Origin of the sequence: Streptococcus sp. oral taxon 431, from assembly GCF_001553685.1 — a bacterium.
GTDB lineage: Bacteria > Bacillota > Bacilli > Lactobacillales > Streptococcaceae > Streptococcus.
Map to the genome: position 1 here is coordinate 794275 of NZ_CP014264.1, position 24095 is coordinate 818369.

Consider the following 24095-nt stretch of genomic DNA (forward strand, 5'->3'; position numbering starts at 1 on the left):
CTTGGAGTAAAATCAGATCTACTTTAAGAGTTTTTTTTATTTGGTTTGGATTAGAAAATGTTTTCCTTCTGAGAAAAATAGTAATCATACGAGTATTTTTCAAAGATTCGTGTTATAATAGTTAGGTTATATGGTCCCGATAAGGTGGTAGTGAACGTCGTTTATCGATTCTCTACCAGTACTTTGTAACTCTATAACGAATATTTTTTAAGGGGGGACATTTTTATGTCAGAACGTAAATTATTCACGTCTGAATCTGTATCTGAGGGGCATCCAGATAAGATTGCAGACCAAATCTCAGATGCTATCTTGGATGCTATTTTAGAGCAAGATCCAGAAGCCCACGTTGCTGCTGAAACAGCTGTTTATACTGGTTCAGTTCATGTTTTTGGTGAAATTTCGACCAATGCCTATGTAGATATTAACCGTGTGGTACGTGATACTATTGCAGAGATTGGCTATACTAATACAGAGTATGGATTTTCTGCTGAGACCGTAGGAGTTCACCCATCATTGGTAGAACAATCTCCTGATATTGCTCAAGGTGTTAATGAAGCCTTGGAAGTTCGTGGAAATGCTGATCAAGATCCACTTGATTTGATTGGAGCTGGAGACCAAGGTCTCATGTTTGGTTTTGCGGTTAATGAAACTGAAGAACTTATGCCGCTTCCAATCTCACTCAGTCACAAGTTGGTTCGTCGTTTAGCAGAGCTTCGTAAGTCTGGTGAAATTAGCTACCTTCGTCCAGATGCTAAATCTCAAGTTACAGTTGAATATGATGAAAATGACCAGCCAGTGCGCGTGGATACAGTCGTTATTTCAACTCAACACGATCCAGAAGTGAGCAATGAACAAATCCATGAAGATGTGATTAACAAGGTTATCAAAGAAGTCATTCCAGCTTCTTATCTTGACGATGAGACTAAATTCTTCATCAATCCAACAGGTCGTTTCGTTATCGGAGGACCTCAAGGAGACTCAGGTTTGACTGGTCGTAAGATCATCGTGGATACTTATGGCGGATACTCACGCCACGGTGGTGGTGCCTTCTCTGGTAAGGATGCAACGAAGGTGGACCGTTCGGCTTCTTATGCAGCTCGCTACATTGCCAAAAACATCGTTGCAGCAGGTCTTGCTAAGAAAGCAGAAGTGCAATTGGCTTATGCCATTGGTGTAGCTCAACCTGTATCTGTTCGTATCGATACCTTCGGTACTGGAACAGTAGCTGAAAGCAAGCTTGAAAAAGCAGCGCGTCAAATCTTTGACCTTCGTCCAGCAGGAATCATCCAAATGCTTGATCTCAAACGTCCAATCTACCGTCAAACAGCGGCTTATGGACACATGGGACGTACAGATATTGACCTTCCATGGGAACGCTTGGATAAGGTTGATGCCTTGAAAGAAGGGCTCTTTGTCAACTGTAGTGGGTTGAATAAAAGCTAACATCTGGAGAGGACAATCGTTGTCCTCTCCATTTTTATATTCAGAGCGATGAAAATTCGTTTCTTAAAGTTGTTAAAGTTCCTAAAACCAAAAGCATTTCGTTTGATGAGTTTAATGAGATTATTAGTCGCTTCCAATTTAGCGTTGGAATAGGGCAATTGAAGGGCGTTGACAATTTTCTCTTTGTCCTTGAGAAATGTCTTAAAGACAGTCTGAAAAAGAGGATGAACCTTTTTTAGATTGTCTTCAATAAGTCCGAAAAATTTCTCGAGCTCTTTATTCTGAAAGTGAAAAAGCAAGAGCTGATAGAGATTATAGTGGTGTTTCAACTCTTCGGAATAGCTCAAAAGCTTGTCTAGAATCTCTTTATTAGTTAAGTGCATGCGAAAAGTAGGGCGATAAAAACGTTTATCACTCAGTTTACGGCTATCTTGTTGGATGAGTTTCCAATAGCGCTTGATAGCCTTGTATTCATGAGATTTTCGCTCAAATTGATTCATGATTTGGACACGAACCCGACTTATAGCTCGGCTAAGATGTTGAACAATGTGAAAACGATCTAGAACGATTTTAGCACATGGAAAAAGCTGTTTAGCCAAGTTATAGTACGGACTAAACATATCCATAGTAATGATTTTCACTCGACATCGGATCGCTCTATCGTAGCGAAGAAAGTGATTGCGGATGATAGCTTGTGTTCTTCCCTCAAGAACAGTAATGATATTGAGCTGATCAAAATCTTGTGCGATAAAACTCATCTTTCCCTTGGTAAAAGAATACTCGTCCCAAGACATAATCTCTGGAAGACGAGAAAAATCATGCTTAAAGTGAAAGTTATTGAGTTTACGAATGACAGTTGAAGTTGAAATGGATAGCTGATGTGCAATATCAGTCATAGAAGTCTTTTCAATCAACTTTTGAGCAATCTTTTGGTTGATAATACGAGGAATTTGATGATTCTTCTTAACGATAGAGGTTTCAGCGACTATCATTTTCGAGCAATGATAGCACTTGAAACGGCGTTTTCTAAGGAGGATTCTAGTAGGCATACCAGTCGTTTCGAGGTAAGGAATTTTCGACGGTTTTTGAAAATCATATTTCTTCATTTGACATCCGCACTCAGGGCAAGACGGGGCGTCATAGTCCAGTTTAGCGACAATTTCCTTGTGTGTATCCATATTGATGATATCTAGAATCTTGATATTTGTGTCTTTGATATCAAGCAGTTTTGTGATAAAATGTAATTGTTCCATATGATTCTTTCTAATGAGTTGTTTAGTCGCTTTTCATTATAGATCTTATGGGACTTTTTTTCTACACAAAATAGGCTCCATAATATCTATAGGGGATTTACCCACTACAAATATTATAGAGCCGAAAGAAGCAGTTAAATAAAGTAAAAAGGAGTAGATTTCAACTCCTTTTTTACTTTATTTATTGATAGTCTTTAAAAAAGCCCAGTTTCCAATAGACTTAGTCCCGTACTCTAACTCCATAAAATCTAGCAATACATAATCATTCTTTTTATAGAATGGAACATTTTTTTCTGTACTGGTAATGAGCCCTAAGCGCTTGCAACCCTTGGATTTGACATAAGGCTCAACTGCCTCTCTAAGAAAAGCACTGCCTACTCCTTGTCCTTTAAGGGATGAATTGACTGCAAGGAGCATCAAATACCAGTCAAAGCTATTTGATTTTTTCAAATGCTCTTCGGAACGGTCTACTAAATCAAGATACTTCAAAAAATTTCGTGGACTGATGTAACGAAACAGTTTTATGACACCATTTAGCAAGTAAGATAAGATAGAAAAATTATTTTGTTGTAATAAGGCGACAGCCAGGATTTCTCCGTCTTGTTCAGCTACTAAACAGGTCTCTTCTTTGGTATAGAGGCGAGTCAGGAGACTTTCCAATAGTTCTAAAAAAGCAGGATAGTTTTCAGGTTTCTTGAGATCATCTATGATTAGAGTTAAAAATGGATAGTCAAAGAAGCTGTCGGCTACTATTTTTCCAATTTTTTGGTATTCGTCTAGCCTTGCCTTTCTGTATACTATTTTCCCCATTGATGAGCTCCTTTTTGAATGTTAGTAAATTATAATAGTAGAATTAATTATTTTGATGATTAAGTACCGAGTTTTTACAAAAATAGTACCCAATTTAGTAAGTTGAAGGATTGTTAGAAAACTCTTTCTGTAACACTGAATCTGATTCTAGAATATCGGATTAGACAAACAAAGAACACTCTAAAAAGTTAGAATTTTTAGAGTGTAGTCCAAATATTGCCAAGTTTTATTTTGTAGGGATTGAGATTTCAATCAATTTTTCAGAGTAGAGGGTCTTGATATTAGCTTCATCGATATTTTGCTTGTCAATCTTGCGATTCAAGAAAAATTCTTGGATTTTTTCCATTTCTTGTTCGCGGATAGCACGATGTTTATTGGAAATGAGGATTTCATAATGAAGCGGTGCCTGAGTAAAGATAACATCAGTGTTGCCTGCAGAGTAGACTTCTACGAGTGTAGCGTCGGTACTCTCCAGTTGGCTTTTAACAAGGTTTGAGTGAGAATTAGTAGTGTTGATGAGCTTCATAGGCTTTCCTCCTGTGTTTCTATGTCTATTATAGCACTTTTTGGAAAAATTGGAAAAGTTAATTTAAACTTGGATGTTGTTTTTTCCAAGCTTCAATTGCCCATTTATGACTGCCACGTTTTAAATTTGTAATAGCTTCATCAATTGGGAACCAAGCTAGGTGATTGAAGTCCTCCAAAGGTTTTTGGATTTCTTGATAAGAAGTAGCTTCGTAGAGATAGGCTGGATTGTAGTAGTAGGTATCGCGGTGGCTGGAATAGAAATACTCATCTGCTTGTCCATAATAAGTACCAATCTCAGCTGTAAAACCTAATTCTTCAATCAGTTCTCGTTTTAAAGCTTCAAAATGATCTTCGCCTGCTTCAATCTCGCCACCAGGCAAGAACCATGCACCATTTGGAGCTTGAACGAGGATAATCTTTTCATGTGCTGAGTCAGGGATGACTGCATAAACACCATATCTAGTTTTGTAGGTTACACCCTCTTTTTTTTCTCCAAAGGTTGGATTTGTCATAAATTTCTCCTTTATGTGTGCGCTTTCTTACTATAATAGTAAAGAATGCTCTTACTGTCAAGTAAGAACATTCTTTTAGTATGTGGAATTAGTCATTTGAGTCAACTGTTTCCAATTTATTTTTTGATTTAATCATGATTTTACCATTGCTAGTCATGACGGCTTTGAGGTTTTTCTCGCTTGGATTTTCAAGGTAGTAGTCCGTAATTGCATCTTCGATATAATCTTGGATTGTACGACGGAGTGGGCGAGCTCCCATTTTTGGATCATAACCAAGGTCTACAAGTTTTTCCTTAACCTTATCTGTCACATCTAAATGGATGTTATTACTTGAGAGTCGTTTATTGACATCATCTAACATGAGGTCAACGATTTGAAGGAGATTTTCCTTGCTGAGAGCCTTGAATTCGATAATGCCATCAAAACGGTTCATAAATTCTGGACTAAAGAAGTTGCCTAATTCCCCAAGGACAGAGTTGGTACGGCCTTCTCTAGCAGCTCCAAAACCAACACTAGCTTCTGCCTTACCTGTACCTGCATTTGAGGTCATAATAATGATAGCGTCCTTGAAGCTAACAGTGCGACCTTGACCATCCGTTAAACGACCATCGTCCAAGACTTGGAGGAACATATGCATAACATCTGGATGGGCTTTTTCAACTTCGTCTAGGAGGATCAGTGAGTAGGGGTTACGACGAACTTTTTCAGTCAATTGTCCAGCTTCATCATAGCCTACGTATCCCGGAGGGGCACCAACGAGTTTAGCAACGCTGTGTTTTTCCATGTATTCACTCATATCAAAGCGAATCATGCTATCAGCAGAACCAAAGAGTTCGATGGCCAGTTGTTTAGAAAGTTCTGTTTTACCGACACCGGTAGGACCAACAAAGAGGAAGCTACCGATTGGACGGTTTGGAGTACCGAGTCCGACACGGTTACGACGGATAGCCTTAGCGATCTTATCAACTGCATCATCTTGACCAATAACATGAGCCTTGAGGTCATCTGCTAGGTTGATAAGTTGAGACTGTTCTTTTTCTTTCAAATCACCAACTGGGATATTAGTCTTTTGCTCGATGATGTGTTCGATTGTTTTTTCACTGATGATTGGGGTATCCTGATCCGTTACCTTGGTCTTTTGCATTTCCTTATATTTGGCAATCTGGTCACGGAAGTAGGCTGCTTTTTCAAAATCTTCGTCTCGAGTTGCTTGAGCCTTGAGATTTTCCGCTTCGATTAAGCGTTGGTCGATGACCTTAGGATCTACAAAATTCAAGGTTAAGTTCATCTTTGAACCAGCTTCATCTAGAAGGTCAATAGCCTTGTCTGGCAAGAAACGGTCTTGGATGTAGCGATTAGAAAGAGTAGCGGCCGCTTCGATAGCCCCATCAGTATAATGAACGTGGTGATAATCTTCGTATTTCTTTTGAATACCCTTAAGAATAATAATGGTTTCTTCAACAGTTGGTTCGTCAACTTTAACAGGTTGCATACGACGTTCAAGGGCAGCATCTTTTTCGATGATGCGGTATTCATTGAGGGTAGTAGCACCAACTAGTTGTAGTTCGCCACGAGCAAGAGCTGGTTTTAGGATATTGCCTGCATCCATATTCCCTTCTCCTGCTGAACCAGCACCGACAATTTCATGAATTTCGTCAATGAAGAGAATAACATCCTCGCGCTCACGAATTTCTTCCATGAGTTTTTGCATGCGCTCTTCAAACTGACCTCGGATACCTGTTCCTTGAACAAGGCTAACGACATCTAAGCGGATGACTTCTTTACCTTGAAGCTTATGGGGAACATTACCGTCAACAATTTTCTGAGCTAAACCTTCGACAACAGCTGTCTTACCAACACCGGGCTCACCGATGAGGACAGGGTTGTTTTTTGTTCTGCGGTTGAGGATTTCAATGACACGGATAATCTCTTCGTCACGGCCAATTACAGGGTCAATATTTCCACGACGGGCAATCTCAGTGATATTGATACCATATTCATCCAAGAGTCCTTTTTCCTGGATTGGTGGTGGTGTTTGAGCAGGACCACGATTTTGGGCACCATAGCCACCATTTCCACCGTATCCACCCCCTGACTGAGTTGGGGGGATATTGTTGTTATTAGAAGAAGGTCTAAAGTTGTTGAGATCGTTAAAGAAGTCTCCAAAGGGATCAAAATCACGGTTGTTTAAATCTGTAATGCCCTTGAACAAGCTATTGTTAGGATCTGTTTTGATAATTTTGTAGCAATTTTGGCAAAGATCGATTTGCTTTTGTTGCCCATTGAGATTGGTATAAAGATGAATCGTTGAGTCATTGATTTTACAGTTTTGACAGAGCATACCGCCACCTCATTTCTTTCTTAGTCTTGACTAAATCTAAAAGGTCAAAAATAGTCAAACAAGTATATAATTTAATTATATCATGATTATTGGGCAATTCAAGTAAAAAGATTGGATACTAGCACTATAAATAGTAGAGCGCTAATCATGATAAAATCTTGATAGTAAGAAAAAAATCCTATTTGTCATACAAAAAGGATTCTCGTTTGTGAAAGGCGGTGGGACAGAAATCGATAGACAAAGTCTCGATTTCGTAGTCCCAGCCCCGCGAAGATGATTAGGAGTTTTGGGAGTCTAAAAGACGAACGAAAAGTCTAATCAGCTACCGCGTCAAAGTTTGATTGCTAATAAAAAGTGAGGCCGGGATCTTTTGTCCCAACCTCTGTATATCTATTATTAGTATAGAAGTTCGTAAATTTCCATCGCAATCAAGTCGATGCTGTCAAAAGTATATGTTTCACGAGCTTCAACATCACGAAGTGTAAAGATTGGGCCATTTTCTTCATCATGGTTAAAAGCAACTTCAGCTACAACAACTCCCTCGCGCTCAAAGTTACGTTTTAAGTTACCACCATCTTTTGTCATTGCTTCTAGGCGGTTGATGATTCTAACCAAATGTGATTCCATTTTGATTCTCCTCCATTTCTTATCGTTACTATTTTACCATAAAGAGTATCCACTTGACTAGAAAAAACTAAGATTTCTCGCTATTTCTGTTTTCTTTGAAATTTTATTGAAAATAAAAGGAAAAAGATTGCATTTTTATTCAAAACATGTTATACTCATACAAGTTTTAAGTTAGAATTAGAAAGTAGTGGATTTATGAATTTTTCTTTTTTACCTAAATATCTGCCATATTTTAATTATGGTGCTCTCGTAACGGTCTTGATTTCGGTTTTTGTTGTCTTTTTGGGGACAATTTTAGGGATAGTCTTGGCTTTTGCTCAACGTTCTAAAATGAAGCCCTTAGCTTGGCTTGCCAATGTTTATATTTGGATTTTCCGTGGAACACCTATGATGGTACAGATCATGATTGCTTTTGCTCTTATGCACATCAATGCTCCGACAATTCAGATTGGTGTTTTGGGAGTTGATTTTTCACGTTTGATTCCAGGGATTATCATTATCTCTATGAATAGTGGTGCCTATGTGTCAGAAATAGTTCGTGCTGGTATCAATGCAGTACCTAAAGGGCAATTAGAGGCGGCTTACTCTCTAGGGATTCGTCCTAAAAATGCTATGCGCTATGTCATCTTGCCACAGGCTATCAAGAATATCTTGCCAGCCTTGGGGAATGAGTTTATTACCATTATCAAGGATAGTTCACTCTTATCAGCAATCGGTGTCATGGAATTGTGGAATGGAGCTACTACGGTGTCAACAACCACCTACCTACCTTTAACTCCACTCTTATTTGCGGCCTTTTACTACTTGATTATGACCTCTATCTTGACACTAGCCTTGAAAGCTTTTGAAAATCGTATGGGACAAGGAGATAAGAAATAATGACTGAAACGCTAATTAAAATTGAAAACCTTCATAAAAGCTTTGGAAAGAATGAAGTTTTAAAAGGGATTGATCTTGAAATTAAAAAAGGTGAAGTGGTAGTAATTATCGGACCATCTGGTAGCGGTAAGTCAACCCTCCTTCGCTCTATGAATCTCCTCGAAGAGGCGACAAAAGGCAAGGTCATCTTTGAAGGAGTGGATATTACGGATAAGAAAAATGACCTCTTTGCCATGCGTGAAAAGATGGGAATGGTATTCCAACAGTTCAATCTCTTCCCAAATATGACAGTGAAGGAAAACATCACGCTTTCTCCTATCAAGACCAAAGGGGAAAGTAAGGAAGTTGCTGAGAAGAGAGCGCATGAGCTCTTGGAAAAGGTTGGTCTACCAGATAAGGCATATGCTTATCCACAAAGTTTGTCTGGTGGACAGCAACAACGTATCGCTATCGCTCGTGGTCTTGCCATGGAACCAGATGTCCTACTCTTTGATGAACCGACTTCTGCCCTAGACCCAGAAATGGTAGGGGAAGTACTAGCAGTTATGCAAGAACTTGCTAAGTCAGGAATGACCATGGTCATCGTGACGCATGAGATGGGCTTTGCGCGTGAGGTAGCAGACCGTGTCATCTTTATGGCTGACGGTGTTGTTGTCGAAGACGGAACTCCAAAGCAAGTCTTTGAACAAACCCAAGAACAAAGAACCAAGGATTTCTTGAGTAAGGTTTTGTAAGAATATCGTAATTTAGAGAGAGTGGGACAGAAATCGGTAATTCGTTAGAATTTGATTTCGTCGTCCCACCTCCGCACAGTTGAGAAGGACTGTAAAAGCTGATGAAATCAGCGTAGTAGAGCCCACTCAACCACTGCGTCTTGCTCAACAATCCAAAGACAATTGAGAGGCTAGGACTTTTGTCTCAGCCTCTTTCTTATAGTTTCAGACTATAAGGTCTCTTAGGTAAGAAGTGTTAGAGGGACAAGTATATTTTTGATATAATAGAAGATATTTGTTAGAAAAGAGAAAACACATGACACAGATTATTGATGGGAAGGCCTTGGCGGCCAAGTTACAGGGACAATTGGCTGAAAAGACTGCGAAATTGAAAGAAGAGACAGGCTTGGTGCCTGGTTTGGTCGTTATTTTAGTCGGAGAAAATCCAGCCAGCCAAGTTTACGTTCGTAACAAGGAACGTTCAGCTATTGCAGCAGGATTCCAGAGTGAAGTTGTGCGAGTTCCTGAAATAATTACCCAAGAGGAATTGTTGGATTTGATTGCCAAATACAATCAAGATCCAGCTTGGCATGGGATTTTGGTTCAATTGCCTTTACCAAAACACATCGATGAAGAGGCTGTTCTACTAGCCATTGATCCAGAAAAGGATGTGGATGGTTTTCATCCGCTCAACATGGGACGTCTTTGGTCTGGTCACCCAGTTATGATTCCTTCAACTCCTGCTGGTATTATGGAAATGTTTCATGAGTATGGGATCGACTTAGAAGGTAAAAATGCAGTTGTCATTGGTCGTTCTAATATTGTCGGGAAACCCATGGCCCAGTTACTGTTGGCTAAGAATGCAACTGTAACCTTGACCCACTCACGAACTCATAACCTTGCTAAGGTAGCTTCTAAAGCTGATATTCTTGTGGTAGCAATCGGTCGTGCTAAATTTGTGACTGCTGACTTTGTCAAACCTGGGGCTGTTGTTATTGATGTGGGGATGAACCGAGATGAAAATGGCAAGCTCTGTGGAGATGTTGACTATGAGGCTGTTGCGCCAATCGCTAGTCATATCACGCCTGTACCTGGTGGAGTTGGGCCTATGACCATTACTATGCTAATGGAGCAAACTTATCAGGCTGCATTGCGTAGCTTGGATAGATAGAACAAGCATTTATTCTAGATAGTGAAGAAACAAGTTCTAAAAAGTGAACTTGTTTTTTTCTTGCACTTATTTTAATAAAATTACAGTAAAACTTCTACAAATTATTGAAAAAACTCTACTATTTTGATATATTAAAAGCATCAATATTTATATGGATAAAATAAGTAAGCGTCTAGAGGGAGGTTTATTTTTTGGAGCAAAATGTAATCGCTTACTAGAACATTGGAAAGGAACAATAATGGATAAGAGATTTTTTGAAAGACGGTGTCATTATAGTATTCGTAAATTTGCCATTGGTGCGGCTTCGGTTATGATTGGAGCTAGTATATTTGGTCTTCAGGTGGCTCAAGCTGCTGAAACTGAAACAGCAACTCCCAGTGAGGAAACAATTCATCAAGTTCAACCTTTAGATAAGCTTCCAGATGATCTTGCTGCGGCCATTGCAAAAGCTGAGCAAAATGGTGCACAAGATTCCACTACTGAAAAAGAAGAAAATGATACGGTTGAACCAGCAAAACCAGCAACTGAAGAAAAGATGACTGAGGCTACAAGTCCTAAGGAAGAAAAGGAAGTAGAAGTAGTTAGCCCTAAAAAAGACAAAGTTGAAAAAACTGAAAAACCTGCTACTGAAGTGGATGGGAAAGAGTCTACAGATTCAGAAGCAAGTTCTGACAAGCCAGCAGTTCGAGAAGAACATTCTGATACACCTAATCAGAATAAACCTGTAACGTACGATAAAAGCAAGGAAGAAAAAGCTTCGGCAAGTGAATTGCCTCAAGCCACAAAAGAGAAGGAAAAAGAAGACCAACTTTTACAGGAAAGAAAACAAAATTTCAACAAAGACTGGTATTTTAAACTAAACGCTCAGGGTGATTTTTCTAAGAAAGATGTTGATGTTCATGACTGGTCTAAGTTGAACCTTCCTCATGACTGGAGTATCTATTTTGATTTTGATCACAAGTCTCCTGCTCGAAATGAAGGTGGTCAATTAAATGGTGGTACTGCCTGGTATCGTAAGACCTTTACTGTAGACGAAGCTGCCAAGGACAAGGACGTTCGTATTAATTTTGATGGAGTTTACATGGACTCTAAGGTTTATGTAAATGGCAAATTTGTAGGTCACTATCCAAGTGGTTATAATCATTTTTCATATGACATCACTGAATTTTTAAATAAAGATGGTAGTGAAAATACCATTGCGGTCCAAGTTACCAATAAACAACCAAGTAGTCGTTGGTACTCAGGGAGTGGGATCTATCGTGATGTGACTCTGAGCTATCGTGACAAGGTGCAAGTGGCTGAAAATGGAAATCATATTACCACTCCAAAATTGGCTGAACAAAAAGATGGCAATGTTGAAACACAAATTCAAAGCAAGATCAAAAATACTGCCAAGACTCTAGCTAAGGTATATGTAGAGCAACAGATTTTTACCAAAGAAGGTAAGGCTGTCTCAGATTTGGTTCGTTCTGTAACTAAGAGTCTATCAGGAAATGAGACAGCTGACTTTAAGCAAACGATTTTGGTTAACAAGCCAACTCTCTGGACAACGAAAAGTTATAATCCTCAACTTTATGTTCTGAAAACCAAGGTTTATAATGAAGGTCAGCTAGTTGATGTGACAGAAGATACTTTTGGATATCGTTATTTCAACTGGACAGCCAAGGAAGGTTTCTCTCTTAATGGCGAGAGAATGAAATTCCATGGAGTTAGTATTCACCATGATAATGGAGCCTTGGGGGCAGAAGAAAACTATAAGGCAACCTACCGAAAATTAAAACTCCTAAAAGATATGGGAGTTAACTCTATCCGTACAACCCACAATCCAGCAAGTCCACAGTTGTTAGATGCTGCGGCAAGTCTAGGACTTTTGGTCCAAGAAGAAGCCTTTGATACTTGGTATCGTGGTAAGAAAACTTATGACTATGGTCGTTTTTTTGACCAAGATGCAACTCACCCAGAAGCCAAGAAGGGTGAAAAATGGTCTGATTTTGATCTTAGAACCATGGTTGAACGAGATAAAAATAATCCTTCAATCATCATGTGGTCACTCGGTAATGAGGTTGATGAGGCTGATGGTGGTGCTCGTTCACTAGAAATAGCCAAGCGTTTGAAAGCTGTCATCAAAGCTATCGATACAGAACGCTATGTGACCATGGGTGAAAACAAATTCAGTAGTAGATCTACAGGCTTGTTCTTAGAATTAGCAGCAATCATGGATGCTGTTGGTATGAACTATGGTGAGCGTAATTATGATGCAGTTCGTAAAGCGCATCCAGACTGGTTGATTTACGGTTCTGAAACTTCTTCAGCAACTCGAACTCGTGATTCTTACTTTAATCCTGCTCAAAATCTCTGGCACGATAATCGTCCAAATCGTCACTATGAACAATCAGACTATGGTAATGACCGTGTAGCCTGGGGCAGAACAGCTACTGAATCTTGGACCTTTGACCGTGATCGTGCTGGCTATGCAGGTCAGTTCATCTGGACTGGTTTTGACTATATCGGGGAACCTACACCATGGCATAATCAAGATAATACACCAGTGAAAAGCTCTTACTTTGGTATCATTGATACGGCAGGATTGCCTAAGAATGATTTCTACCTCTACCGTAGTGAGTGGTATAGTGCCAAAGAAAAACCAACTGTTCGCATTATGCCTCACTGGAATTGGACTGAAGAAACGCTCAAGGAACGTAATATGCTCATCAATGGCAAGGTTCCAGTTCGGACCTTCTCAAATGCTGCTAGCGTAGAATTGTTCTTGAATAACGAGTCCCTTGGTAAGAAAGAATTTGTTAAGAAAACAACTGAAGATGGGCGCCCTTATCACGAGGGAGCTAAACCAAGTGAATTGTATCTTGAGTGGTTGGTTGACTATAAACCAGGTACCTTAACTGCTATTGCTCGTGATGAAAATGGCAAAGAGATTGCGCGTGATAGTGTGACAACAGCAGGGGAGCCAGCTAGAGTTCGACTCACCAAGGAAGAACATGTCATCACTGCAGACGGTAAAGATTTATCTTATATCCATTATGAAATCGTTGATGAAGATGGCAATGTTGTTCCAACAGCTAACAATCTTGTTCATTTCAATCTTCATGGTCAAGGTCAAATCGTTGGTGTGGACAATGGGGAACAAGCTAGCCGTGAACGCTACAAAGCTCAGAAAGATGGCACATGGCAGAGAAAAGCCTTCAATGGTAAAGGTGTTGTCATTGTTAAATCCACTGAAAAAGAAGGGAAATTTACCCTCTTTGCAGATTCTGCAGGTTTAGCTTCTGATCAAGCAACAGTCACAACTGTTTCAGGCAAAAAAGAAAATCGTCACCTTGTAGCTTTTGCCCCTGTTAAGGCGACTACAGATGTCAGTGAAAATCCTAAATTGCCAGAAACCGTGACAGCTATTTATAGCGACGGCAGTGTTGAAGAAAAATCTGTAACTTGGGATATACCAGATGATCTCCTTACTAGTGCAGGTGAGAAAAAAGTTCTTGGTAGCGTGGAAGGACTTGAAGCTAAGGCTGAAGCCCTTGTTAAGGTGGTTGCACTCGATAAGTGGTTGCCTAAGGTAGCAACTGTGCCAGTTGGTACAGCTGCAGAAGATTTGGATAAAACTGTAACGGCTGTTTTGTCAGATGGTAACTTGGTTGATGTGGATGTCGTTTCTTGGACCTTGAAAGATCCTGATGCCTTGACAAAAGAAGGTGGACGTACTGAAGCAACTGGTAAATTAGTTGGAAATGACTACGAGGTGACAGCAACCTTTATCGCAAGTGATCAGGAAACAGAAAGTACTGTTACAGGTCTCACAGTTGGAGATAAGACTCTTGAAAACTTTGAGTCTGGAAAGACCTACTACCGAGTATCCCTTCCTTATACTGCTAAAATCCCAAGTGTTGGTGCACAAACTACTGGCTATCAGGTTACAGTTCAACAAGCTTCAGAAGCTAATGATTATCAAGCTTCTGTATTCTTGAGTGACCAGAAGGGCGATTTGGTTCAAACATATTTGATTCAATTCGTGAAAGAAGCTCCTGCCTTGACACGCTTGGAAGTAAGTGTAGAAGGTAAAGAAAATGCAACAGAAGACCAAGTCCTCCCTTATCATGTCATTGGACATTATGAAGATGGTTCACAGACTGAATTTTCAGCGTCAGATATCCATTTGGAAGCTAAGTCAGCTGATGGTGCTCATCTGGAGGTAAATGGTCAGAACTTGCTTCTTTACAAGAAAGGTAGTGTAACCCTCACTCCTCGTATTGACAATCAAACTGATAAGACTCAGTCTGTAGCAACTGAACTTGTGATAAAAGAAAATACAGTAGACAAGAAAATTGTCAAACTTCATCCGGTTTCTATCTCTACAGACATCAATCAGCAACCGAATTTGCCTGGTCAAATTGGAGCAGATTTTGATAAAGGCTTGCCTCGTAAGGTAGCTGTAACTTGGGACAAGGTAGATGCAAAAGATTTGAGCTACTATCATAGCTTTACCCTGAAAGGGCATGTAGAAGGCACAGATATTGAAGCTCTTGCCAATGTGACTGTTGAAGGTTTGCAGGTTGCTGAAGAAATCAGCCTGACTCTTCCTAAGGGTGAAACTGTTCAATTACCAGCTAGTGTCCGTGCTTATCATTCAAATGGAACAACTGTCTATAAAGATGTCGTTTGGGATAAGGTTCCTGAAAACTTTAGTCAGACTGAAGGTATCTATGAAATCAAGGGTCAATTAGTGGGTAGCCATCTGACTACCAAGGCTCATGTTCGTGTTTCCAGTCAGGTTGTTGCGGGAAATAATATCTCGAAACAATGGACTGGTTCTCAATTGCCAGCGGCTATCGTGTCCAATACGGGTGGTGATGATTCGGCAAGTACCTTGAACGATTTGACGGTTTCAAGAGCCAGTACAGATGTTAAGAATCGATGGACTACATGGCAAACAGGTACTGATAATGACTGGGCATCTATCTTGTTTGGTAACTCTGGTGATTTGACCAAGCGCTTTGTCGACAATCTATCCGTTGATTTCTATACAGACGGGGCAATCGGACTTCCAAAAGAATATGTTATTGAATACTATGTCGGTCAGGAAGTTCCAGATCTTCCAAATGATGTCAATAATGCTCAGCGTGATACCAACCATCCATTCAACAATGCTGCCAACTGGAAAGAAGTTGAACATCTCAAAGCTCCAGGACAATTATCTGCAGGTCAAACAAACCACTTTACATTTGATAAGGTTGAAACTTATGCTGTTCGTATGCGTATGAAGAAAGCAGATGGAACTGCTGGTGTTGGTTTGACAGAAATCACTATTTTAGGAAGTAAAGTTCCAAGTGCTACCAGCTCAGAAATTTCTATCCAAGTAGATGGCAAGAAGCTTGAGCATTTCAATCCGTCTAAGACAGATTATTATATTCCTCAAGCAAGCAAGGAAATCACTGCAACAGCCAGCAACAACGGTGTGGTGACAGTTGTTCCTGCAACAAGTGAAAAAGGTGCGACACGTCTTATCTTGAAAGCTGAGGATGGAACTGTTCTGAAAGAATATCGTATCTTCCGTGATGATGAAAAAGAAACAACACAACCAGTAGCTGCGGAAAATAGTGCCCAGACCTTGAATGTTGGTGATCAACTTCAATTGCCTGCAGAGGTAACAGTCTACTATCCATCACAGACTGGCTGGATTAAGGCTAACCTTGCTGTCCAATGGGATGCTGTGCCAGAACATGCGACTGCACAAGAAGGTAGCTTTGAAGTTCTTGGTCATGTTCTAGGAACAGACTTAACAACCAAGATGCAAGTAACAGTTGTTACAAAAGGTAATCAAGTTATTTCAGAAAATGCAAATAATAATGAGACTGATTCTAAAGCCTTTGCGTCTACTACAAATGACACACAAGCAGCTTCTCGGGATAAGATTTTCTATATCAACGATGGGCACTTTAACGAAGATGGACGTTGGACTAACTGGTCTCGTACTCCGAAAGACCAAGAAACATCTGTGGGAATTCTCTTTAAGAAGAATGGTCAGATTACACCTCAATCTGTTGGAAAAGTAGCTATTCAATTCTTTAAAGATAGTGGAACAGACGCACCAGCAAAAATGGTACTGGAAAGATATGTTGGTCCTTCCTATACAGAACCAAGCACCATTTCTCGTTATGAAGAAAATGCGGATCATCCATTTAACAAGGCAGAAAACTGGCAAGAAATTCCTTATAAGGCATCTGGAGAAATCGTGGCTGGTAAGCCAATCGAATTTACCTTTGATCCAATTGAGACATCAGCTATTCGAGCACGTATGACTCGTAAATCTACAACTAATGGTCTAGCAATGGTCGAGTTTAGTGCTTACTCTCCTGCTAAAGTAAGAGATGAGGAAACTCCTTCAGTATCCATTTCGGTTGCTGGAAAAGCATTAGAAAACTTTGATCCTGAGGTTTCAGATTATACAGTGAGCTTAAATGGCACTAAACCACAGGTGACTGCTCAAGCAAGCGGTCACGGTGTGACAACGGTTGTTGAGTCTAGTCAGGATAACCTTCCTACTCTTGTCCGTCTTCTTGCTAAGGATGGTAGTCTTGTCAAGGAATATCGTATTCATTTCAAACCTAGTCACCGTATAGTTCCTGAAGAAGGCGACCAAAGTCCTGTTCTCGAACGACCAAGTCTAGAAGTTATCAAGACCGAAATTCCATTTAAGGAAATTATTCGTGAAAACAATGATTTAGCTCAAGATGAACGTCGTGTAATCTCAGAAGGTAAGAAGGGTGAAAGAGTTGATTATGTTGAGGTTCTAGGATCTAACCGTACAACTGTTCATACAGATACGACTGAGGCGCAAGATCGAATTGTTGAAGTTAAGGTCAAACCTGTCATTACTACTAGCAAAGGTGACGATCCAGCTCCAGTCGTAGAAGTTCCAGAATTTGAGGGCGGTGTCAATGCAGTAGAGGCTGCTAAGCATGAGTTGCCAGAATACACAGATCCGATTGGCACAGTAGGTGACGATCCAGCCCCAGTGGTAGAAGTCCCAGAATTTGAGGGTGGTGTCAATGCAGTAGAGGCGGCTAAGCATGAGTTGCCAGAATACACAGATTCGATTGGCACAGTAGGTGACGAATCAGCTCCAGTAGTGGAAGTCCCAGAATTTGAGGGCGGCGTCAATGCTGCTGAAGCTGCCAAGCATGAGTTGCCAGAATACACAGATCCGATTGGGACAGTAGGCGATGATCCAGCGCCAGTCGTAGAAATTCCAGAATTTGAAGGCGGTGTTAATGCAGTAGATGCGGCTAAGCATGAGTTGCCAGAATACACAGATCCGATTGGCACAGTAGGTGACGAACCAGCTCCAGTGGTAGAAGTCCCAGAATTTGAGGGCGGCGTCAATGCTGTAGAAGCAGCTAAGCATGAGTTGCCAGAATACACAGAAGCAATCGGTACAGTAGGCGACGATCCAGCTCCGGTAGTAGAAGTGCCAGAATTTGCAGGTGGCGTCAATGCAGTAGAGGCAGTTAAGAACGAAGTCCCAGAATACACAGGTGGCGTCAATGCGGTAGAAGCAGCTAAGAATGAATTACCAGAATACACAGGAGCAGTAGCTACAGTGGGGAACAAGCCAGCACCAAGTCTTGTTAAACCAGCCGAAGAGGTTCAAATCTTAACTGATAAGGAAACTGGAGTTCTAGTAGCAGGGCTAACTAGAGAGTTATCTAAAGACCTCAAGCTTCAAGTTCAAAAGGTCCTTAAACAAGAATTAGCTGGTAAGCAATACGATGCTTATCAAGTGAAATTGCTGGATAAAGACAACCAGATGGTTGCTCCAAAAGGTGCTGTCCTAGTGAGATTACCAGTTAAGGGTCAGGTTCAAGAGGTTTATCACATGAGCTTAGATCAAGGCTTACAGGTTCAAAAGGTGACGCTTGTAGGTGACATGGTTGAATTTGTCACCAAAGATCTAGGACTTTATGCGATTGTCTATAAAGAACAAAATCAAGAACCAGTAAAACCAGTAGAACAAGCTCATAAACCAGCAGTTAAGGGAGAAAACTTTGAAAATGCTTCAGAGAAAGTAGATTCAGCAAGACTTCCAGAAACAAGTGAAAGTCGATCTGATACAGCTGCCTTCCTAGCAAGTCTCAGTCTTGTTTTATCAGTAGCTCTACTAACTGTTAAACGTAAAGAAAAATAGAGTTTGGAACTCTACATTGCTGATTGATTGTAGAAATACTTGGACTATCCCAGTGGATAGGATCGAAAAATGCTACAACCATATGGAGAGAACCTCTAGGTTCTCTCCGTTTTTTAAAATAGGGATGAAACCGCTTAGATGAGTGGTTGGAGGAAAGGAATAGAAGAAAGATGGATCATCAATTTTTTGAGAAACGTTGTCATTATAGCATTCGAAAATTTGCAATAGGAGCAGCTTCAGTAATGGTTGGTGCGAGTATCTTTGGAGCCAGTATGGTACAAGCGGCAGAGACAGAGCCCGCACTAGAAGCAGAAACAAGTCTTACACAGCTTCCACCAGAGGATAAGTTATCACCAGAATTGGCAAGCGCTATTAAAAGTGCAGAGGCAGACTTTGTTTCAGAGACTAAAGTGGAAGAGGTAGCTACTAAGTCCCAAGCTCCTGAAGAAACTTCTTCAAAACCATTAGAAACTAAAAATTCTACAGTAGAGAAGGGAGTAACAACCGTAGAAAATGCTTCTACTGAAGTCGCTCCTACTGAGGCTCATGTAGCAATAGAACCTACGAAACCAGGTGAAGTAAATGGAACGGTGGAGAAAGCTGATTCATTTACAGCAGATAAACCTACAAGTAAAGCAGAAATTGATGCAGCAAAATCTCAAGTAGCTAAAAAAGAATATACGGTATTCCCAAGACCTCAAAAGGTTACTTATGGAGATGGCATCACTGCTCTAGAAGGAAAGGTAAATCTTGTCTTGAGTGATGGTTTGGATATCTATACTCGAAACCGTGCCAAGGAAATTCTCCAAGCTAGTAATGTATCCTATACTACCAGTACAAAAGCTACAGAAGGGGCGACCAACATTTTCCTTGGAGTGCGTGGGAAAGCTCCTCTGGCAGAAAAAGAAGTCCAAGATATTTCGTCTGAATTATACGATAAAATTGATGCCTATGTCTTGCGCGTGAAGGACAATAAGATTTCGATTGTAGGAAAGGATACGGATGCTGTCTTCTTTGGACTAACAACTTTGAAACAAATGCTGAAAGAGAGTCCTGTCCCAGTTCTTAGAGATGTGACAGTAGAAGACTATGCAGAAGTTAAAAATCGTGGCTTTATCGAAGGCTATTATGGAAATCCTTGGACCAAGGAAAATCGTGAAGACTTGATGCGCTATGGTGGTGACTTAAAGCTAACTCAGTACTTCTTTGCGCCAAAAGACGATCCCTATCACAATGCTAAATGGCGTGAACTCTATCCAGAAGAAAAAATGTCAGAGATTCGAGATCTAGCTCGTGTGGGAAATGAAACAAAGACACGTTATGTTTGGACCATCCACCCCTTTATGCATAAGAAGATGCGTTTTGACACGGATGAATTATATAAACAGGATTTAGATGTCATTAAAGCGAAATTCACTCAGTTGCTGGATGCAGGAGTGCGTGAATTTGGGGTTCTAGCTGATGATGCGGCCTGGCCTGTTGGTGGCTACAATAGTTATGTTCGGTTAATGACCGATTTGACAAATTGGCTAACTGAACAAGAAACAAAATACAGCGGACTTCGTAAAGATATGATTTTCGTGCCAGCCTGGTATATGGGACAAGGGACAGAAGATGAACTTCGCACGCTCAACGAACGCCTTCCAGAAACGGTCCATTTAACCTTAACAGGGGGTAAAGTATGGGGTGCAGTTGATCAAACCTTCCTAACAAATTTGAAGAAGAATTTGACAGAAGGTGGCAAGAAGTATCGTCCGATTCATTTCTGGATTAACTGGCCTTGTAATGATAATACCAAGCAACACTTGATTCTGGGTGGTGGTGAAAAATTCTTACATCCCAATGTTGATTTGTCCTTGGCGCAGGGCATCATGCTAAATCCGATGCAACAATCGGAAGTTTCAAAGGTAGCCCTCTTTGATGTGGCTCAGTATGGTTGGAAGCAATGGAGAAGTGCGGAAGAAGCTGAAAAAATCAATGATACGGCCTTTAACTATGTGGTCAATGGAAGCTTTGAAGAAAGCGAAGTATCAAAAGCCTTTCGTGAACTTGGTAAGCATATGCGCAACCAAAACCGTCCTCCCCATGTCACAAAATTGGAAGAATCTGTTGAGCTTGCACCTAAATTGACAGACTTTTATAACAAATTGAAGGCTGGTCAAAACGTAGACGCAGAGAGAAAAGAATTAAAGGGTATCTTTGCAAACTTGAAGGCTGACGCCCTCCTTCTGAAAGAAAAAGGGGACAGGAAGCTTATTGACCAAATCCACTACTGGTTAGATAATACAGTGGACCAGATGGATGCTTTAGAAGCCTTGCTGACAGCGACAGAAGGTCTGGCTGAAAAGAATGATGCTAAAGTATGGGAACATTACTATGCTGGGGTTAAGTATTACGATCAGTCCATTAGTTATTCCTTCTTCTATGTAGACCATTATGAACGGGCAGAGTTTGGAGTGCAACATATTCGTCCATTTATCAATAACTTAAAGGAATACTTGGCAACGCATATCCAAACCATGCTTCATCCAGATAAACTTGTGACCACCTTTATTACCAACCGTGCGGGGATTGAAGGAGGTCTTGCAGAAGTAACAGATGGCGACTTGGATACTCATGCGATTGTCAAGACGACAACCGTTATTGAACGAGATGATTATGTAGGACTTCGTTTTAATAAAGCCATTAAGGTTCATACTCTTGGTTTTGCAACAGGGACAAAGACCGCTGATAATTATACCTTTGGAAATGCCCTTGTCGAGTATCAAAATGAGCAAGGGGAATGGGTAGCTCTTACAAGTCCTGCCTATACAGGTCGCGAACGGACACTTGAATTTAAAGACCTCGATATTACGGCTCAAGCAGTTCGTATGCGTGCGACAGCTAAGAAGGATAATGCTTGGCTTGCCATGCGTGAAATTGCTGTTAATAGACCGCTCGAACTTGGAAGCAAGAAGGTAAAAGGGAGCATTACCCTAAGTCCAAACCTAGTTTACAAATATGGAACTAGTGTGCTTCAAATGCAAGATGGCAAAGCTAACACCGAATCCATGATGGCTCATGCCAATCAAACGAATGTGACTCCAGAAAATGCTTGGGTACAGATGGACTTGGGTGGAGCTAAGAAAGTGAAACATGTTCATCTTGTTCAAGGTGAAGGTGACAAACTAGCGGCTGGTGTCATCGAATATTCTACAGATGGTACAAACTGGAAGAACCTTCAGACCTTAACTGGGGATCGGATTTCAGATATTAGCCAGAACTTCACAGCCCAATACGTTCGTGTCCGTAATACACAACTTCTCAGCAAATGGTGGAGAATTGCGGACTTTACAGTTGACGTCGATACACCAAATACTGATTTAACCGTCACCAATGTCGACAGCTTGAAGGAAACGCCAGTAGTGGACAGCCGTGGTCGTTATGAAATGACCTTACCTCAAGGGAATAATCTTCCAGCAAATGGCTATCTTGGTTTGAAATTGGACCGCCTCCATGAAGCTAGTTCAATTGCACTTGAGGATGCTGGTGAAACAGGTTTGACACTGGAATATTCGGCAAATGAAGTGGAATGGATGACCGCTGACCAACTTCCAGAACACGCCTTGGTGCGCTATGTTCGCATCATGAACAAGACAGATAAGGACCAAGCGCTTCCTACTGGAAAATTAGTCGTTAAGACAAAAGAAGTGGATCCAACTGAACTCTTATCAACCACTATGGGTATTCACCAATATTATGGTGCTAATGATGTTCGTCGCATTCACAATTTAGGTCAACTGTTTGATGGGGACTTTAATAATTTTGTAGAATTTTCTGATTATCAACGTAAAAACGGAGAAATTGTCATGAAACTTGGCACCACTCGTCAAGTCAAGAAGATTCGTGCCTATATTCAGGATGCTCAGCGTAATTATTTGCGTGATGGGAAGATTCAAGTTAGTGAAGACGGTAAGAACTGGACGGATGTTGTGACAGTCGGAGATGGTGTTGAAAATGAAATTCGAGATAATTCATTGACCGACGGCTGGACACATGATTCTGCCCACCCAGGAAATCGTTATATTGAAGGTATTCTGGATCAACCTGTAACTGTTAAGATTATGCGTGTTCTCTTTACAGCGGACTATAATGCTCGTTTTGTAGGATTTAGCGAAATCGTGATTAATGATGGTGAATTTATCAATCCTGAAAATAATCCTACAGTGACAGGAAATGGTAGCGAAGAAGCGGATAACCTGAAGAAAAATATGACTGACGGCAATGTTTTGACAAGCTATGCAGCTACTGAAGATAAAGGAGAGCTTGTTTATCATTTATCTGAAGAAACCAAGGTCAATCATGTTCGCTTGATTGCTGACTTGCCTGAAGGTGCAAAAGTAAATGTCCAAGTTCGTACCTTGAATGATGCTGGTGAATCAGTCTGGAAAAATTTGGGTGAAGTAAGATCAAGTTTCCAAACCTTTGCCCTTTCAGGAAAAAATCCACGGATTCTCGATGTAAAAGTTTCTTGGGAAGGTGGAGAACCAGAGTTCTACGAAATGACTACCTTCTATCAAGAAGTGGAAAACGATCCAGCACCGACAACAAGTAAAGGAGACGATCCAGCTCCGGTAGTAGAAGTGCCAGAATTTGAAGGTGGTGTCAATGCAGTAGAAGCGGCTAAGCATGAGTTACCAGAATACACAGAGGCAGTTGGTACAGCAGGTGAGGATCCAGCTCCAGTAGTAGAAGTGCCAGAATTTGAGGGCGGTGTCAATGCAGTAGAAGCGGCTAAGCATGAGTTACCAGAGTACACAGATGAAATCGGCACAGTAGGCGACGAACCAGCTCCGGTAGTAGAAGTGCCAGAATTTGAGGGTGGTGTCAATGCAGTAGAAGCGGCTAAGCATGAGTTACCAGAATATACAGATGCAATCGGCACAGTAGGCGACGAACCAGCTCCAGTAGTAGAAATCCCAGAATTCAAGGGTGGTGTCAATGCAGTAGAAGCGGCTAAGCATGAGTTACCAGAATATACAGGAACAGTGGCTACAGCTGGAAATGAGGCTGCATCAAGCCTTGTTAAACCAGCCGAAGAGGTTCAAATCTTGTCTGATAAGGAAACTGGAGTTCTGGTAGCAGGGCTAACTACAGAGTTATCTAAAGACCTCAAGCTTCAAGTTCAAAAGGTTCTACGTCAAGAATTAGCTGGTAAGCACTACGATGCTTATCAAGTGAAATTGCTGGATAAGGACAACCAAGAAGTTGAACTCAAGGGTGCTGTCCTAGTGAGATTGCCAGTCAAGGGTCAGGTTCAAGAGGTTTATCACATGAGCTTAGACCAAGGCTTGCAGGTTCAAAAGGTGACGTTAGTAGGTGACATGGTTGAATTTACAACCAAAGATCTAGGACTTTATGCGATTGTCTATAAAGAACAAAATCAAGAACAAGTAGCATCAGATCAAGAACCAGCAGTTAATGGAGAAAACTTTGAAAATGCTTCAGAGAAAGTAGATTCAGCAAGACTTCCAGAAACAGGTGAAAGTCGATCTGATACAGCTGCCTTCCTAGCAAGTCTCAGTCTTGTTTTATCAGTAGCTCTACTAACAGTTAAACGTAAAGAAAAGTAAGGTTGA

Annotated in this window: 11 protein-coding genes and 2 pseudogenes; 7 read left to right on the forward strand and 6 right to left on the reverse strand. The window is 40.8% G+C overall.

All coding sequences use genetic code 11. From position 1 onward, the window contains the following. Positions 1-225 precede the first annotated feature (225 nt). Positions 226-1443 carry a methionine adenosyltransferase gene (gene metK / locus AXE83_RS03785; protein WP_060955505.1) on the forward strand — a complete coding sequence of 406 codons (1218 nt, stop codon included), beginning with the start codon at positions 226-228 and terminating at the stop codon, positions 1441-1443. Here the strand turns inward: metK and AXE83_RS03790 are convergent. From AXE83_RS03790 to AXE83_RS03815, 6 genes are all read right to left on the reverse strand, one after another. Continuing rightward, on the reverse strand, positions 1440-2696 hold the full coding sequence (locus AXE83_RS03790) for an ISL3 family transposase (protein WP_060955506.1): 1257 nt from the start codon (positions 2694-2696) through the stop codon (positions 1440-1442). The two genes, metK and AXE83_RS03790, sit on opposite strands and share 4 nt — an antisense overlap. 177 nt (positions 2697-2873) lie before the next feature. Continuing rightward, entirely contained in the window at positions 2874-3506 is a 633-nt protein-coding gene (locus AXE83_RS03795; protein ID WP_060955507.1) for a GNAT family N-acetyltransferase, read from the reverse strand. A 226-nt stretch (positions 3507-3732) separates the two neighbouring features. Then, entirely contained in the window at positions 3733-4032 is a 300-nt protein-coding gene (locus AXE83_RS03800; RefSeq protein ID WP_060955508.1) for a DUF1827 family protein, read from the reverse strand. Between the two features lie 58 nt (positions 4033-4090). Then, a complete protein-coding gene (locus tag AXE83_RS03805) occupies positions 4091-4546 on the reverse strand; it encodes an NUDIX hydrolase (RefSeq protein WP_060955509.1) in 456 nt (151 codons plus the stop codon). 88 nt (positions 4547-4634) lie between these two features. Beyond that, the gene (locus AXE83_RS03810) at positions 4635-6887 is read right to left on the reverse strand and encodes an ATP-dependent Clp protease ATP-binding subunit (protein WP_060955510.1); all 2253 of its coding nucleotides are present in this window, start codon (positions 6885-6887) and stop codon (positions 4635-4637) included. 396 nt (positions 6888-7283) lie between these two features. Further along, positions 7284-7514 (reverse strand): DUF1797 family protein, encoded by a 231-nt coding sequence (locus tag AXE83_RS03815; protein WP_000443576.1) that lies wholly within the window; start codon positions 7512-7514, stop codon positions 7284-7286. Positions 7515-7709: 195 nt separating this feature from the next. Between AXE83_RS03815 and AXE83_RS03820 the strand changes: the two genes are divergently transcribed. From AXE83_RS03820 to AXE83_RS03840, 6 genes and pseudogenes are all read left to right on the forward strand, one after another. After that, positions 7710-8393, forward strand: a complete 684-nt coding sequence (locus tag AXE83_RS03820) for an amino acid ABC transporter permease (RefSeq protein WP_060955511.1) — start codon at positions 7710-7712, stop codon at positions 8391-8393. Continuing rightward, on the forward strand, positions 8393-9127 hold the full coding sequence (locus AXE83_RS03825) for an amino acid ABC transporter ATP-binding protein (protein WP_060955512.1): 735 nt from the start codon (positions 8393-8395) through the stop codon (positions 9125-9127). The genes AXE83_RS03820 and AXE83_RS03825 overlap by 1 nt, the downstream gene beginning before the upstream one ends. Before the next feature lie 295 nt (positions 9128-9422). Beyond that, positions 9423-10277, forward strand: a complete 855-nt coding sequence (locus AXE83_RS03830) for a bifunctional methylenetetrahydrofolate dehydrogenase/methenyltetrahydrofolate cyclohydrolase (RefSeq protein ID WP_060955513.1) — start codon at positions 9423-9425, stop codon at positions 10275-10277. Positions 10278-10515: 238 nt separating this feature from the next. Then, a complete protein-coding gene (locus AXE83_RS03835) occupies positions 10516-18477 on the forward strand; it encodes an SIALI-17 repeat-containing surface protein (RefSeq protein ID WP_060955514.1) in 7962 nt (2653 codons plus the stop codon). Positions 18478-18647: 170 nt separating this feature from the next. Beyond that, positions 18648-18716: pseudogene (locus AXE83_RS11610) on the forward strand (YSIRK-type signal peptide-containing protein); the annotation flags it as partial. Positions 18717-19007: 291 nt separating this feature from the next. After that, positions 19008-24089, forward strand: a pseudogene (locus AXE83_RS03840) (SIALI-17 repeat-containing surface protein); the annotation flags it as partial. Positions 24090-24095: the final 6 nt, after the last annotated feature.

Coding starts and splice junctions, on each gene's coding strand:
- metK (WP_060955505.1), top strand. CDS start 226: ATGTCAGAACGTAAATTATTCACGTCTGAATCTGTATCTGAGGGGCAT.
- AXE83_RS03790 (WP_060955506.1), bottom strand. CDS start 2,696: ATGGAACAATTACATTTTATCACAAAACTGCTTGATATCAAAGACACA.
- AXE83_RS03795 (WP_060955507.1), bottom strand. CDS start 3,506: ATGGGGAAAATAGTATACAGAAAGGCAAGGCTAGACGAATACCAAAAA.
- AXE83_RS03800 (WP_060955508.1), bottom strand. CDS start 4,032: ATGAAGCTCATCAACACTACTAATTCTCACTCAAACCTTGTTAAAAGC.
- AXE83_RS03805 (WP_060955509.1), bottom strand. CDS start 4,546: ATGACAAATCCAACCTTTGGAGAAAAAAAAGAGGGTGTAACCTACAAA.
- AXE83_RS03810 (WP_060955510.1), bottom strand. CDS start 6,887: ATGCTCTGTCAAAACTGTAAAATCAATGACTCAACGATTCATCTTTAT.
- AXE83_RS03815 (WP_000443576.1), bottom strand. CDS start 7,514: ATGGAATCACATTTGGTTAGAATCATCAACCGCCTAGAAGCAATGACA.
- AXE83_RS03820 (WP_060955511.1), top strand. CDS start 7,710: ATGAATTTTTCTTTTTTACCTAAATATCTGCCATATTTTAATTATGGT.
- AXE83_RS03825 (WP_060955512.1), top strand. CDS start 8,393: ATGACTGAAACGCTAATTAAAATTGAAAACCTTCATAAAAGCTTTGGA.
- AXE83_RS03830 (WP_060955513.1), top strand. CDS start 9,423: ATGACACAGATTATTGATGGGAAGGCCTTGGCGGCCAAGTTACAGGGA.
- AXE83_RS03835 (WP_060955514.1), top strand. CDS start 10,516: ATGGATAAGAGATTTTTTGAAAGACGGTGTCATTATAGTATTCGTAAA.